Raw genomic sequence first — 13,775 nt, forward strand, 5'->3', positions numbered from 1 at the left:
CCGCATGTTCCGCAGCCGCAGCCCGCAACCGATCTGGCGCACCCACGTCCTGCCCGCCGTCGCCTGTCTCGCCCTCGCCTCGGCCGTCACCGGCTGTTCGGACGGCACCGACGAGGTGCGGACCATCACGGCCTCCGACGCGCCCGTCGTGTCCGACGCGCCCTCCCCGGACCGGCAGGCGAGCGACCGTTCGACATCCCCCACCCGCGTCTCGATCCCCTCCGTCGGCGTCTCCAGCGGCCTGATGCGGCTCGGCCTCAACGACGACGGCACGGTCGAGGTGCCGCCCGCCGAGAAGGGCATGACCGCGGGCTGGTACACCGGCAACCCGGCGCCCGGGGAGCCCGGCGCGTCCGTGATCATCGGCCACAACGACACCCGGTTCGGCAAAGCCGTCTTCCACGACCTGAAGAAGATCCGCAAGGGCGCGGACATCACCGTACGCAACTCTCGCGGCAAGGCCCTCCGCTTCACCGTCACCGGCACCGAGACGGTCAGCAAGAAGACCTTCCCCACGGACAAGGTCTACGGCGCCACCAACTCCCGCGCGCTGCGGCTGATCACGTGCGACGGCGCGTTCGACGACGCGGGCCACCCGGTGGACAACCTCATCGTGTACGCCGAGCTCAGCTGACGCCGTCGCGCACCGCCACCAGTCCGTTGAAGACCCCGACGTACGCGGTGCCGTCGGGCCCGAGCGTCACGGGCGCCCAGTTGTTGTCGTAGGCGAGGCCGGTGCCGGCGAGCTGCTTCCACTTCTGCTCGCCGGTGCGGAAGTCGACGGCCGTGAGGTACCAGGCGTCGATGCCCAGCTTGTTGGGCTCCTTCGTGTAGAGGTACACGAGGCCGTCGGCGGTGGAGAGTTTGGGCACCGTCGACGGGGAGCGCACGTCGCTCTCCCACACCGTGTCGCAGCCGCTGCCGTCCGCGCGCACGTCGACCCGGCTGACGCCGCCGACGACGCTGCGCCCGAAGGTGAGCGAAGTGAGGTTCTCGTAGCCGTAGTTGTTCTCGACGACGAGGCTGTTGCCGTGGCTGATCATCGAGTTGTCGGTGGTGGAGGCGCCGGAGCCGAAGACCGGCACCTTGCACACGAGGCGCTTGTCGTCCGGGACCCGGGGGTCGCGGCGGTAGACGAGGACGTTCATGCGGTCGTCGGCGTTGTCGGTGATCGCCACGTACTCGTCGTGCTCGCCGAACAGGTCGGGCGTCGTCCCGGAACCCTGGTTGACCGAGCCGGGCTTGGAGCCGGTGCCACGGTCGTACGTCTGGCGCCACTGCACCTCGGGCGTGCCGTCGGCGGCGGCCTTGAAGCTGTACAGGGCGTGGTCGGAGACGATGGAGACGCCGTCCTCGGCGACGGTGAAGGAGTTCTGGATCTCCTCCCCGTCGAGCCGGATCGACCGGATGGCACCGGAGCCGGACTCGGACTTCGGGTCGACGGTGCCGATGCGGCCCTGCCGGGTCACCCACCAGATCCGCCCCTGCCAGTCGGGCATCACGGACGTCACCGGGTCGCACTCGCCGCTGGGGTAGAGGTTGGTCCAGCTCACGCAGTCGTGCGGGACCTGCGCGGTGAGGTCCCAGTCCTTGTCGACGACGAAGCGCCAACTCCCGTCCGCGGCCTGCTCGTGGGCGAGGCGGACGATGTGCTGACGGGAGTCGGCGAGGACGAGGCGGTCCTCGTTGTCGAGATAGGAGTAGGCGCCGCCCGAGGTGTCCTTGAAGATCTTCGAGAAGTCGAGCCGGGTGATGGCCTCGACGGTGGAGGGCCGCTGCGGCAGCTTGTACTCGGCGAGCGTCTGCATCGACGTGGGGTCGAGGAGCTTGACCAGGAAGCCCGTGAAGGTGCCGCAGACCGTGACGATGCGGCCCGCCTTGTCGAAGGTGACCGTCGCGCACTCGCCGCCGAGCGCCGCCATCTTCTCGCTGCTGACCTTCGGCTTCTTCCCCAGCGGCCCGTTCCACGGGTAGGTTCCGCTGCCCGCCGCGTCGGCGTGCATCCCGCTGCGGCCGTTGGCGGCGAGGTAGGGGTGCTGGGGCGGCGTCGGTCCGGGCACCGGGGCGGCGGTGGCGGGCGCGCCCGCGTACTGCTCGACGAGCCGGTGGCCGGGGGCCTTGGGGATGTCGTCGGCGTGGGCCGGGACGGCGAGGGAGGCGGCCGGGACCGTGAGGGTCAGGGCGAGCGCTCGGCGCAGGGCCCGGGGAGACATGCGTGGCATGCGCCGAAGCTAGAGCCGACCCCATGAAGTGTCCATGCAATCACGGGAGTTGTTCACGAGGCCGCAACGATCACGCCATGCGGCGACGGTGCGCACCCGCGGAGGTCAGGGCTGGAGACCGCTCACGATGTCGGCCGTCGCCGTCAGGCCGTTGTGGATCGTGGGCGCCATGCTGCTGCCCGCGAGGAAGAAGCCGAGGAGCGTGCAGACGATCGCGTGCGAGACCTTCAGCGCCCCGTTGCGCAGGAAGACCACCGCAAGGATCAGAAGCAGCAGCACCACAGACACCGAAATGGCCACGTCGAACCTCCTCCGCCACGTCAGCACCGCGGCTTTCGGCCGTCAGTGTGGCGCAGCGGAGGGGCCGTCCGGACGCGCGACGTGCCCGCCGAACGGGTGGTGACGCAGGGCTCGTTGCCCGCGTCCCTACCGCCCGTGCGCGTCGAGGAAAGCCTCCAGGCCCGCGAGGTCGTCGGTGTTGAGATGGTCCACTCCGGCGGCCAGCAACTCGGTCCACACCGCCTCGCGCTCGGGGCCCGCGAGGTCCGGGGTGGCCCAGAAGCGGACGCGCTGGCCGCGCTGGTGGGCGCTGCCCACGATCGAGCGCAGCTTGTCGCGTTCGGCGGCGGGCATCGGTCCCGCGCCCTGCCAGGTGAAGCTGAGGGTCCAGTTGTCGCTGATGAGCGGCATGAAGGAGGCGGGCGCGGGGGTCGGGGCGAGCATGTCGAGGAGGCGCCCGTCGTAGAAGGCGCGGCGCAGCTGCTGCGCCTCCATCGGGCCGCGGGCCGCGCGGTCGCCGGAGATCACGGCGGTGACGGCGGAGCGGTGCACCGTGCCCTTCGCGTACGTCGTGAACATCCGCCGGTAGCGGGCGAGATGGCGGTCGAGCTCGGCGTACGTCGAGGCGCCCTCGGTCTTGATGTCGATGAGGAGCTGCAGCGGGGTGTGCCAACCCCGGTACACGGAGCCGTGGTTGGCGCGAATGCGGGCCGCCAGGGGGTCCAGGTAGAGGGATTCGAGGGTGCGGGTGGGGTCGAGGTCGGCCGGGTCGTGGGCGACCAGGAGCTCTCCGTCGACGAGGTAGATGTCGGCCTCGACGCTGTTGAAGCGGTGGTCGAGGGCGTCGAGGAGGGGGCGGGGGTGCTCGTAGTCGTTGTGGGCGTGGGCGCGGAACAGGGGCCGGGGGTGGCGGCCGCCGCCCGTGCGCTGCTCGGCCGCGGAGGCGTACGCGGGCACGACGAGCGATCCTGCGACGGCGGCGCCGAGGGTGGTGAGGGCTCTGCGACGGGTGGTGCGGGCCATGACGGTGCCTCCCTGGTAGTGCCGTACGGCGTTACGGGCCTTGGGGAGTATGTGCCCCGTACGGCGCCAACAGGGAGGCGCTTGCCATGAGTTGGCGGACTTGCCCTCAGGCGTTCATGTGCTCTCAGACGTTCATGTGCTCTCGGGCGTTCATGCGCTCTCCGGCGTTCACTTGACGCCGAGCTCGTCGCGCCACGTCGGGTAGAGCTTGTCCGCGTCGGCGGTGAACGACTCGAAGGCGCCCTTCAGCTCCGGGTGGTCCTTGGCGTACTCGGTGAGCTTGATGCCCTGCTGCCAGGCGTCCTGGGCCTGGCGCAGGGACTTGGCGCCCGCGGTGCCGCCGTCCTTGTGGCCGAAGGCGCCGCCGCCGGAGGTCTGGATCACGTTCGAGTGGCCCAGGTTGTCGAAGAAGCCGGGCAGACGCAGGGCGTTCATGCCGCCGGAGATGATCGGGGTGGTGGACTTCAGGCCCAGCCACTCCTGGTGGTAGAAGGGGCCGTCGGCGGCGTCCTGCTCCAGCATGAACGCGATGTTCTTGTCGGCGGCGTCGCCCTCCATCTTGCCGTAGCCCATGGTGCCGGTGTGCATGCCGGAGGCGCCCTGGAGGCGGGTCATCTTGCAGTGCACGAAGGACGTGTAGCCGCGCTGCGACTGCGGGCTGGTCACGGCGCCGTGGCCGGCGCGGTGGAAGTGCAGGAACTGGTTCGGGAAGTTCCGGCGGGCGGTGGTGACGGAGGTCGGTCCGGCCACGTAGCCGTCGACGAGGAACGCGACGTGCGAGGCGTTCTCGGCGAAGGTCTCCAGGATGAACTCGCCGCGGGCGATCATCTCGGCCGGGTCGTCGGCGGTGATGTTGGCGGAGAACAGCTTCGCCTCGCCGGTGGCGTCCTGGGCCCGGCGCATCGCGTCGGCCACGGCCTTCATCGTGTCCTTGAGCGGCGCGAAGACCTGGTTGCCCTGCGGCTCGTCGTTCTTGATGAAGTCGCCGCCGAGCCAGAAGTCGTAGCAGGCGTCGGCGAAGGGCTGCGGGCGCAGGCCGAGCTTCGGCTTGATGATGGTGCCGACGACCATGCCGCCGTCGACCACCGGGCGGCCGAGGACGCGCCACATGTCCTGGATGTTCATGGCCGGGCCGTCGAACAGGCGCAGGTAGGCCGGCGGCACGTAGAAGTCGTGCATCTTGGCGTACTCGACGTCGCCCATGCCCTGGTTGTTGCCGATGGTGAGGGTCAGGAACGACGCGAGCATCGCGCGGCCGTCGATGATGTTGCGGTCGAAGAGCTCGATCGGGTACGCGATCTTCATGAGCTCGCGGGGCTCGTCGATCTCGTAGACGAGGGCGTCGACACCCTTGGTGAAGTCGTCGGTGGTGCACACCTCGACGTTGGTGCCGGTCGACGACTCGGCGGCGAAGTGGGCGGCGGTGGAGAGGAAGTCGCCGTAGCCCGCCTTGGGCTTCATGGTGTAGGCGCACAGCACGTGGCGCCCGCCCTCGATGAGCTCGGCCTCGCTGAGGTCGAGGCGCGCGTAGCGGTTCGACTGGTCCATGACGTGGTTCTCCTTGAATTCTCGTGGGGGGTGTGCGGCGCTCGGCCCGGGGCGGCGCTCAGCTCTGGGCGGCGTTCAGCCCTGGGCCGGGGCGGCCTTGAAGACGTCCGGGTTGGCGCAGTGGGCGAGCGGCTCGCCGCGCAGGTAGCGGCCGACCTCACCGGCGACGATGCGGGCCGCCTTGTGCGCGACCTCCTGGCTGCCGCCCGCGATGTGGGGGGTCATCACGACGCCGGGGGCCTTGAGCAGGCGGGAGTCGGCGGGGACGGGCTCCTCGGGGAACACGTCGAAGCCGCAGCCGGCCAGCTGCCCCGACTCCAGGGCGTCGCAGACCGCCTCGTAGTCGAGGAGCGCGCCGCGGGCGCAGTTGACGAGGACGGAGCCGCGCGGCATCTTCGCGAGCTGCTCGGCGCCGATCATGCCCTTGGTCTCGTCGGTCACGCGGGCGTGCAGCGAGACGATGCGGGAGCGGGTCAACAGCTCGTCCAGGCCGACGAGTTCGGCGATGCCCTCGACCAGCTCGGGCTTGACGTACGGGTCGTGGACGAGGACCTCGGCGCCCATGGCCTTGAGGACCTTGGCGACGCGCGAGCCGATCGCTCCGTAGCCGATGAGGCCGACGGTGGCGCCGTCGATCTCGATGCCGCAGTTGTCGTAGTCGTAGTAGTCGCCGCGCCAGACACCGCCCCGCATGTCGTAGTGGGTGTCCCCGACGCCGCGGGCGGCGGCCAGCAGCAGCGTGAGGGTGTGCTCGGCGGTGGCGACGGCGTTGCGGCCGGGGGCGTAGCAGACGGCGACGCCGTGCTGCGTGGCCGCCTCCAGGTTGGCGTTGACGGGGCCGCCGCGGCTGATGCACATCAGCTTCAGGTCGGGGCAGTTGGCGAGAATGCGCTCGGTGAGCGGGGCGAGCTGGGTGACGCAGACCTCGACGCCCTGGAGCGCCTCGATCAGCTCGTCCTCGGTGCCGGACGCCTCGATGACCTCGGCGACGGGGCCGAAGGGGGTGTGCGGCCAGGGCAGCTTGAGCTCGGTGACGTCCACCGCGCCGTCGGTGGCCTTCTCCACTTCCTCGGTGAGGAGGTGCGGGAGGACGAAGTGGTCGCCTGCGGCGAGGACCTTGGTGCTCATGATGGTGCTCTCTCGGTGAGGGGTGGGTGGGTCAGGGGAGCGAGATGGCGGGGACGGCGGGCGTCGGCGCGTTGAAGCGCAGGAGGGACGCGTTGCCGCCACTGAGGCGGACCTCGGTGAGGGTGCCGTTGTCGAGGACCGGGAACACCCGCCGGTAGGCGCCGAGTTCGATGCCGAGCAGGTCGCACAGCAGGACCCGGAAGAGGGCGTTGTGCGCGACGATCAGGATCCGTCCGCCGGGGCGGGCGGCGGCGATCTCCTCCAGGCAGGTGCGGGCCCGCTCGGCGGCCTTGCGGGGGTCCTCGCCGTTCGGGAGGTGGTTCGCGACCGGGTCGCGCAGGAAGGCGGCCTGCTGCTCGGGGAACCGCTGGGCCATCTCGGCGATGGTCAGCCCCTCGCCGTCGCCGAAGTCGATCTCGCAGAGCCGCTCGTCGGCGGTGGGTTCGAGGCCGAGCGCGCGGGCGGCGGGGGCCGCGGTGTAGCGCGCCCGGGACAGCGTCGAGGTGTACACGGCGTCGATCTGCTGGCCGCGCGCCCAGGCGCCGAGCTGCTCGGCCTGATGCAGCCCGCGCTCGGTGAGGGCCACGTCGGCGCGGCCCGCGTACCGGTTCTCGGCGTGCCAGACGGTCTCGCCGTGGCGTACGAGGATGAAGTCGGTCACTGTGCTGCCCTCTGCTTGGCGTGTGCGGCGACGGCGTTGTCGAGCCAGCCGCGTCGGACGAGTTCGTCGAGGAAGGCGAGGTAGACGGGGGTCCAGCGGAGGGTGCGGGCCGGGTCCGGCTGGATCTCCTCGCCGATGCGGACCAGGGCGGCCGCGGCGTCCTGCACGGACACCCCGCTGGAGGTGGCGGCGAGGACGGCCATGCCGATGGCGCCCTCGGCCTGCTCGGGCAGCCGCACCGGGCGGCCCATGACGTCGGCGCGCAGCCGGCTCCAGTAGGGGTTCTTCGCGCCGCCGCCGGTCAGGGTCAGCGGACCGTCGACGGGGGCGCCGAGCAGGTCCAGGTAGTCGAAGCAGAGCCGCTCCACACAGGCCACGCCCAGGAGGTACGCGTGGAAGCGCTCGGCCTCGGACGTCGGCTCACCGAGGACGAAGGGCTCGGCGTCGGGGGCGCGGAAGGGGAAGCGCTCGCCGCCGGTGGACACCAGCGGGTAGGCGACCGTGTCGCGGTCCGACTCGGCGGCCAGGACGGTGAGTTCGGCGAGGTCGGCGCCGGGGAACTCGCGGGAGATGACGCCCGCGCCGCTGCTGGAGGCGCCGCCGGGCAGCCAGCTGTCGCCGGGCCCGCGGTGGCAGTAGACGACCCCGGCCGGGTCGCGCACCAGGTGCGGGCTCATGCCCTTGAAGACGAGGGTGGTGCCGAGCACCGAGTTCCAGGCGCCGGGGGTGAGGGCGCCCGCGCCGATCTGGGCGGCGCAGCCGTCGGTCATGCCCGCGACGATCGCGGTGCCCTCGGGGATGCCGGTGGCCGCGGCGGCCTCGGCGCACACCGTGCCGAGGACGGTGCCGGGGCGCACGACGTCGGGCAACAGGCCCTCGGGGACGCCGAGTTCGGCGAACTCCTGCTCCGGCCAGCGCTCCTCGACCAGGTGGTAGCCGGTCTTGAGGGCGTGGCTGGCGTCGCTCGCCACCTGGCGGCCCGCGAGCCGCCAGGTGACGAGGTCCACCTGGTGCAGCAGCCGCACCCCCGTGGCGGCTGCTGCCGTCTGATAGCTCTCCTGCTCAAGCAGCCAGAGCAGCTTGGGCAGCGCCCAGGAGGGCTGCATGGAGCGGTAGCCGAGCTCCTGCCACACCGGCTCGCCGACGGCGTTGGCGCGCTGTGCCTGCTCGGCGGCGCGCCCGTCGTCGTACATGAGGCCCGGGGTGAGGGGGGTGCCCGCGGCGTCGGCCAGGAGGATGGTGCCGGAGGTGCCGTCGATGGCGAGGCCGCGGACCCGCTCGGGGGCGATGTCCGTGAGGGCCTCGCGGCACGCCTCGGCGAGGGCGGTCCACCACTGCTCGGGGTCCTGCTCGTGGCGCTTGCCGTCGCGGTGGCTGATGAGCGGCCGGGACGCGGCGGCGAGGACCTGGCCGGTGGCGTCGACGGCGACGCAGCGGGCCGACTGGGTGCCGAGGTCGAGGCCGAGCCAGACGGCGTCGGCGGGCAACTGGCCCGGCTGTGCGGTCAGTTGGTCAGTCATGGAAGTCTCCGATGTGCGGGCGGTCGGCTGCTTCGGTCGCGGTACGGGGGCCGGGGACGGCGGCCTCGGCGCTCCAGCCGGAGTCGCGGGCGAGGGTGCGCCACTTCAGGAAGGAGTCGAACTGGCTGGCATAGAAGGCGGAGCGCTTCGGGTCCGGCTCCCAACTGGTGCGCATCCGCACGTACTTGGCGGCGGCGCTGTGCATGCTCGACTCGGCGCCGCTGAGCACCAGGCCGGTGAGGAAGGCGCCCTTGGCGCCCAGTTCGGTGTCGCCGGAGCGGGCCGTGGGCACGCCGGTGGCGTCGGCGATGAGCTGGCACCAGGCGTCGCTGTTGGCGCCGCCGCCGCACAGCCGCAGCTCGGTGACGTCCGTGCGCGAGGCCACGAGGGAGTCGCGCAGGGCGAGGGAGAGTCCGTCGAAGACGCCGCGGGCGATCTCGGCCCGGGTGTGTTCCAGGGACAGTCCCCAGAAGGCGCCGCGGGCGCGCGGGTCGAGGAACGGGGCGCGCTCCCCGGCCGGCGAGAGATACGGCATGAACATCAGGCCGCCCGCTCCGGGCGCCGCCGTGAAGGCCAGCTCGGACAGCTCCGGCGGGCCGCCCTCCAGGCGCAGCAGCTTGGAGGCCCAGCCGAGGACCTCGGCGCCGTTGAGGGTGGGGAAGGCGCGCAGGATGCGCTCGCGGCCGCGGTAGGCGATGTTGATGCCGGACGGCTCGCCGGTGGTGTCGACGTCGTGCCGGACGATCTCCGTGCAGAGCGTGGTGCCGAGGATCGAGCACGCCTGGCCCGGGTTGACGACGCCGACGCCGCGGGCGGTGGAGGCGATGTCGTAGGGGGCCATCACGACCGGGAGCCCCTCGGGCAGGCCCAGCTGGCTCGCCGCCTCCTTGGTGATCTCTGCGATGCGCTCCTCCTCGCCGAGGACCTTCGGCAGCAGCCGGGCGTAGGCGGTGAGACCGAAGAGGTCGATGATCTCCTGGTCGTAGTCGCCGGTCCGGTGGTCGAGGAAGGGCGCCGAGGCGTCCGACTCGTCCATGGCGACGACACCGGTCAGATTGAGGAACAGCCAGCCCGCGGCGGTCAGCGAGGCGCTGGAGCGGGCCAGGCGCTGCGGGTCGCGGGAGCCGAGCCAGCTGAAGATGGCGTTCGGCATGCCGGAGCAGGTGAGGGAGCCGTTGCGGCGGAACGCCTCTTCGAGGACGCCCTCGCGCTCCCAGCGGGTGAGGATGTCGCCGGAGCGCCCGTCGGACCAGAGGATGGCGGGCCCGGTGGGGCGCCCGGCCTTGTCGACCAGCCAGGCGCCGTCGCCCTGCGCGGTGAAGGTCACCAGCCAGACCGGGTCGTCGATCTCGGAGAGGGCGTTGCGGACGGTGTAGACGACGGCGTTCCACACGGTGTCCATGTCCTGCTCGGCCCAGCCCGCGTGGCGCCGGTGCACCTCGGTGGCGAGCCGCGACACGGCGATCTCGGTGCCCTGGTCGTCGAAGACCACGGACTTGATCATGGTGGTGCCGACATCGATGGCGAGGACCGACATGGGGTGGTTCACCGTCCCTTCGGAGTGCTGCTGGTGGCGCCGGTAGGGCTGACAAGGAGGTCATTCCCGGTTTCGGCCTGACGCGGCAGGGACTGCGAGGGTGCGAGCGGCGGCACGGTCGTCTTCAGGACGAGTGTGAGCAGCGCGCTGACCGCGTGGAATCCGGCGAAGATCCAGGTGACTCCGCCGACCCCGAGCGGCCCGAGGAAGAGGCTGACGACGAGCGGCCCCACGAAGGTGGAGGCGCCGGCGCCGAGGTTGAGGGCGGCCATGGCCTGGCCCTTGTGGGTGGGTGCGATGGCCGTCATCAGGGCGGACAGCGGCACGTATCCGGAGAGCGTCGCGCCGTAGAAGACGGCGACCAGCACGCACACCAGGTACTGGGAGCCGACCGCCGTGGGCACGTAGTAGAGGACGAGGGTCGACAGGGTGCAGCCGAGGCCGCCGCACCAGGCGACGGTGGTGCGCCAGCCGACCCGGTCGCCGATGGCTCCGAAGAGGGCGTTGGTGACGATGTTGGTGGCGAACATGATGGCGAGCAGGCGCAGCCACTGTTCGTTGGTGAGCCCGATCTCCTTCACGAACCACACGGGCAGCATGACCAGGAAGCCGAACTGCGAGGCGGTGTTGAACATCCGGACCGCCGCTCCGGCGCCGACGCGCGGGTTGCGGTAGAGGATGGTGAGGCTGCCGACGAGCCCGGCCATGGGGCTCTCCCCGGCGGGCGCGAGGCGCTGCGACCCGGTCCGTTCGCGCATCAGGAGGAGCGCCATGAGACCACCGGCGACGACCACCCCGAGCGCGGCCCAGAGGGTGCCCCGCTCCCCGATATGCGGGATGAGCAGGCTCGCGGCGAGCGAGCCGATGGTCGGCAGCCCGGCGGAGAAGGCGGACCAGAACCAGCCCATGGCGCTGCCCATCTGGCGGGCGGGCGCGACGGCGGCGATCCAGACGAGGAAGGCGTAGGCGAAGAGCGGGAAGGCGAGGCCGCGCAGGCCGTAGCCGAGGAGCAGCAGCGGATAGTCGGCGCTCGGGATGGCCACCGTCAGGAAGAAGACATGGGTGACGACGAAGGTGATGAGCCCGATCCACATCACCTTGCGCGGGCCCCACAGGTCGGAGAGCGCCCCGGCGAACCAGGCGGCGACGGCTCCGGTGATGCCGTAGACGGTGAAGACCATCGCGACATTGGAGGCGGAGATGCCGAGGCTCTCCAGGTACGGCGAGAGGTAGCCGGCCTCGATGCCGACACCGGTCATGAAGACGAGGAGTCCGAGATAGCCCCAGGAGAGGGACTGGGGGATGCCGACGCGTGTGAAGACGGAACGCGGTCGGTCGGTGCTGCCCATGGCGGGCGGCACGGGAGTGTTCGTCATTGAAGCTCCCTGCGGCGGTGGATGAGGTGTCCACGAGGGGGACGGGGTGGACGCAGAACCGAGCTAACAAGTGGGAATAAAGCCAAGTCAATCGAGTGGGAATTCATCCCGTACGGGGGGTCGTTCGCCGTGTGAGGAGGACCTTCGACCCCCGCCCCTCAACTGGCCGCACTCCCCCGTACGGCCCGGCACGGCTGTGAAATCCATGAGAACATCACTCAGTAACTTCACACGGAAAAGACCGGGCGCGAACCCGGGAACCACCGGAGAGGCGGCGGGCGCGATGGCGGGGACGGACCGGGCGGACGTCAGGGAGGAGCGGCGCCGCCGCATCCGGGAGTGGGTGCTCGGGGGCGGCTTCGTGCGGGCCGCGGAGCTCGCCGAGGAGTTCGACGTCAGCCTGATGACGATCCACCGGGATCTGGACTTCCTGCAGTCGCAGGGCTGGCTGCGCAAGGTGCGCGGCGGTGCGACGGGGCTGCCCTCGGCGCAGTTCCACGGCAGTGTCGCCGAGCGCATGTCGACGATGGCGCAGACGAAGCAGCTGCTGGCGCGGGCCGCCGCGACGCTGGTGCGCCCCGGCCAGACGGTGCTGCTCGACGACAGCACGACGTGTCTGCACATGACGCGGCAGTTCCAGTCGCTGACCCCGCTCACGGTGATCACGAACTCGCTGCCCGCGATGGCGGCGCTCGCCAAGGAGCCCGGCGTCTCCCTGATCGCGCTCGGCGGCTCCTATTTCCCGGCGTACGACGCGTTCATGGGCCTGCACACGGCCGACAGTGTGGAGGCGTTCCGCGCGGATGTGCTGTTCATGTCGACGACGGCGGTGACCCGCGGCCGCTGCTATCACACGTCACCGGAGACGGTGCAGGTCAAGCGGGCGATGATGGCTGCGGCGACCCGGCGGGTGCTGGTCGCCGACCACTCGAAGTTCGTCCGCGACGGGCTCTACGCGCTCGCGCCGGTGACCGATTTCGACCTGCTGGTCGTGGACGACGGCCTGCCCGCCGAGCGGGTACGAGCGCTGCGCGCGGACGGCTTGGAGGTACGGGTGGTGGCGCGGGGCCAGGCACAGGCGGCCGAGGACTGAGCTCCCGCCGCGGGCTGGGCCCCGCCGCGGGCTGAGCGCCCATCCCTGCTGCCCTCCCGGGACCTAGAGGTCCCCTCCCGGGACCTAGAGGTCCGCCCAGCGCACCGTCCGGTCGCACCACCGCTCGAGCAGGGCCCGGTCGTGTCCGACGGCGAGCAGCCCGGCACCGCTCCCGCGCCGGTACTCCTCGACGACCGCGACGAGGGCCGCCGTCGTGGAGGCGTCCAGCATCGCGGTCATCTCGTCGCAGATCAGCCACCGCGGCCGCAGCACCAGGGCCCGGGCCAGGCAGGCGCGCTGGAGCTGCCCGTCACTCACCTCGTGCGGGCGGCGCCGCAGCAGATCGCCACCGAGCCCGGTGGTGTCCGCCAACTCCCTTACGCGCTCGCGCACTTCCCCCTTCTCGGGGCGGCCGGTGGCCCGCAGGGGTTCCGCGATCAGGTCGGCCAGGGTGAGCCGGGGGTCGGCGGAGAGCCGGGGCTGCTGGAAGACCACCCCGAAGGCGGTGCGCTGCTCGCGGGGTGCGCGATGGCGCCAGCCGCGGGCGGGCTCACCGTCGATGACGAGGCGTCCGGCGTCGGGGCGGTGCAGCAGCGCGGCGACTCGCGCGAGGGTGGACTTGCCACAGCCGCTCGGCCCGAGGAGCCCGACGGACTCGCCGGTCTCGATGGAGAGGCTGACGTCGCGGAAGACGGGCTCACGGGGGTCGTATCCGGCGGTGACGGCACCGAGTTCAAGCATGGCGGGCCTCCTCGGCGGGGGTGACGACGGCGGTCGCGGACTCAAGCGCGGCTTCCGGATGATGGCAGGCCAAGCCGTCCACGAACGGCGGCTGGTCCTCGCACGCCGCGCTCGCCCGGGGGCAGCGCGCGGCGAAGGCGCAGCCGTCCGGGAGGGCGCCCAGTTCCGGGGGCATGCCCGGGATGGGGGTGAACGCGCGCTCGGGCAGGGCGTTCAGGAGGCCGCGGGCGTACGGGTGCCGGGGACCGGGCCCGCCGAAGAAGGCCGCGGCGTCGGTGAGTTCGACGATGCGGCCCGCGTACATCACGGCGATCCGGTCGGCGATGCGCTCCGCCGCCGCCAGGTCGTGCGTGATCATCAGCAGCGCGCGGTCCTCCCCCGTGTGGCGGCGCAGCTCGTCCACCGTGCGGTCCACCAGGTCGCGGTCGAGCCCGGTGGTGGGCTCGTCCGCGAGGAGCAGCGGGGCGTCCCCGATCAGTGCGAGCGCGGTCGCGGCGCGCTGGGCGAGGCCGCCCGACAGCTCGTGCGGATAGCGGTCCAGGTGGTCGACGGGGAACGAGGTGCGCGCGGGCGCCCCCTCCACGGCCCCGCCCCCCACCCGGGTGCGGACGCCCCTGAACACCCCCAGGGTCAACACCAGTTGGGAT

At 71.7% G+C, this 13,775-nt stretch carries 13 protein-coding genes; 2 read left to right on the forward strand and 11 right to left on the reverse strand.

The features are described 5' to 3' along the window. The first annotated feature begins 4 nt into the window (after window positions 1–4). Window positions 5–634 (forward strand): class F sortase, encoded by a 630-nt coding sequence (locus tag ACFWYM_RS41900; protein ID WP_384850021.1) that lies wholly within the window; start codon window positions 5–7, stop codon window positions 632–634. Here ACFWYM_RS41900 and ACFWYM_RS41905 read toward each other — a convergent pair. The 9 genes from ACFWYM_RS41905 to ACFWYM_RS41945 all read right to left on the reverse strand — a co-directional run bounded on the left by ACFWYM_RS41905 (window position 627) and on the right by ACFWYM_RS41945 (window position 11,294). Beyond that, the gene (locus ACFWYM_RS41905; RefSeq protein ID WP_384850024.1) at window positions 627–2,222 is read right to left on the reverse strand and encodes a hypothetical protein; all 1,596 of its coding nucleotides are present in this window, start codon (window positions 2,220–2,222) and stop codon (window positions 627–629) included. The two genes, ACFWYM_RS41900 and ACFWYM_RS41905, sit on opposite strands and share 8 nt — an antisense overlap. A 105-nt stretch (window positions 2,223–2,327) precedes the next feature. Continuing rightward, complete coding sequence (locus tag ACFWYM_RS41910; RefSeq protein WP_384850027.1) at window positions 2,328–2,522, reverse strand: hypothetical protein; 195 nt, start codon at window positions 2,520–2,522, stop codon at window positions 2,328–2,330. A gap of 126 nt (window positions 2,523–2,648) precedes the next feature. Beyond that, the gene (locus ACFWYM_RS41915; protein WP_384850029.1) at window positions 2,649–3,524 is read right to left on the reverse strand and encodes a phosphatidylinositol-specific phospholipase C/glycerophosphodiester phosphodiesterase family protein; all 876 of its coding nucleotides are present in this window, start codon (window positions 3,522–3,524) and stop codon (window positions 2,649–2,651) included. A 168-nt stretch (window positions 3,525–3,692) separates the two neighbouring features. Continuing rightward, window positions 3,693–5,072 carry a ribulose-bisphosphate carboxylase gene (locus tag ACFWYM_RS41920; RefSeq protein ID WP_384850032.1) on the reverse strand — a complete coding sequence of 460 codons (1,380 nt, stop codon included), beginning with the start codon at window positions 5,070–5,072 and terminating at the stop codon, window positions 3,693–3,695. 75 nt (window positions 5,073–5,147) lie between these two features. Next, window positions 5,148–6,200: a 2-hydroxyacid dehydrogenase gene (locus tag ACFWYM_RS41925; RefSeq protein ID WP_384850035.1), complete on the reverse strand. Its 1,053-nt coding sequence runs from the start codon at window positions 6,198–6,200 to the stop codon at window positions 5,148–5,150. Window positions 6,201–6,231: 31 nt separating this feature from the next. Then, window positions 6,232–6,861: a histidine phosphatase family protein gene (locus ACFWYM_RS41930; RefSeq protein WP_384850038.1), complete on the reverse strand. Its 630-nt coding sequence runs from the start codon at window positions 6,859–6,861 to the stop codon at window positions 6,232–6,234. Continuing rightward, window positions 6,858–8,381 (reverse strand): FGGY-family carbohydrate kinase, encoded by a 1,524-nt coding sequence (locus ACFWYM_RS41935; protein ID WP_384850041.1) that lies wholly within the window; start codon window positions 8,379–8,381, stop codon window positions 6,858–6,860. The genes ACFWYM_RS41930 and ACFWYM_RS41935 overlap by 4 nt, the downstream gene beginning before the upstream one ends. Then, on the reverse strand, window positions 8,374–9,918 hold the full coding sequence (locus tag ACFWYM_RS41940; RefSeq protein WP_384850043.1) for an FGGY family carbohydrate kinase: 1,545 nt from the start codon (window positions 9,916–9,918) through the stop codon (window positions 8,374–8,376). The genes ACFWYM_RS41935 and ACFWYM_RS41940 overlap by 8 nt, the downstream gene beginning before the upstream one ends. An 8-nt stretch (window positions 9,919–9,926) precedes the next feature. Then, window positions 9,927–11,294 (reverse strand): MFS transporter, encoded by a 1,368-nt coding sequence (locus ACFWYM_RS41945; protein ID WP_384850046.1) that lies wholly within the window; start codon window positions 11,292–11,294, stop codon window positions 9,927–9,929. A gap of 283 nt (window positions 11,295–11,577) precedes the next feature. Between ACFWYM_RS41945 and ACFWYM_RS41950 the strand changes: the two genes are divergently transcribed. Next, window positions 11,578–12,387 (forward strand): DeoR/GlpR family DNA-binding transcription regulator, encoded by an 810-nt coding sequence (locus ACFWYM_RS41950; RefSeq protein WP_384850049.1) that lies wholly within the window; start codon window positions 11,578–11,580, stop codon window positions 12,385–12,387. 84 nt (window positions 12,388–12,471) lie between these two features. Here ACFWYM_RS41950 and ACFWYM_RS41955 read toward each other — a convergent pair whose 3' ends face one another. Continuing rightward, window positions 12,472–13,128: an ABC transporter ATP-binding protein gene (locus tag ACFWYM_RS41955; RefSeq protein WP_384850052.1), complete on the reverse strand. Its 657-nt coding sequence runs from the start codon at window positions 13,126–13,128 to the stop codon at window positions 12,472–12,474. Continuing rightward, a partial coding sequence (locus ACFWYM_RS41960) for an oligopeptide/dipeptide ABC transporter ATP-binding protein (RefSeq protein ID WP_384850055.1) occupies window positions 13,121–13,775 on the reverse strand: 655 nt, incomplete at its 5' end. The genes ACFWYM_RS41955 and ACFWYM_RS41960, both read right to left, overlap by 8 nt.

Origin of the sequence: Streptomyces sp. NPDC059009 (assembly GCF_042740175.1) — a bacterium.
GTDB lineage: Bacteria > Actinomycetota > Actinomycetes > Streptomycetales > Streptomycetaceae > Streptomyces.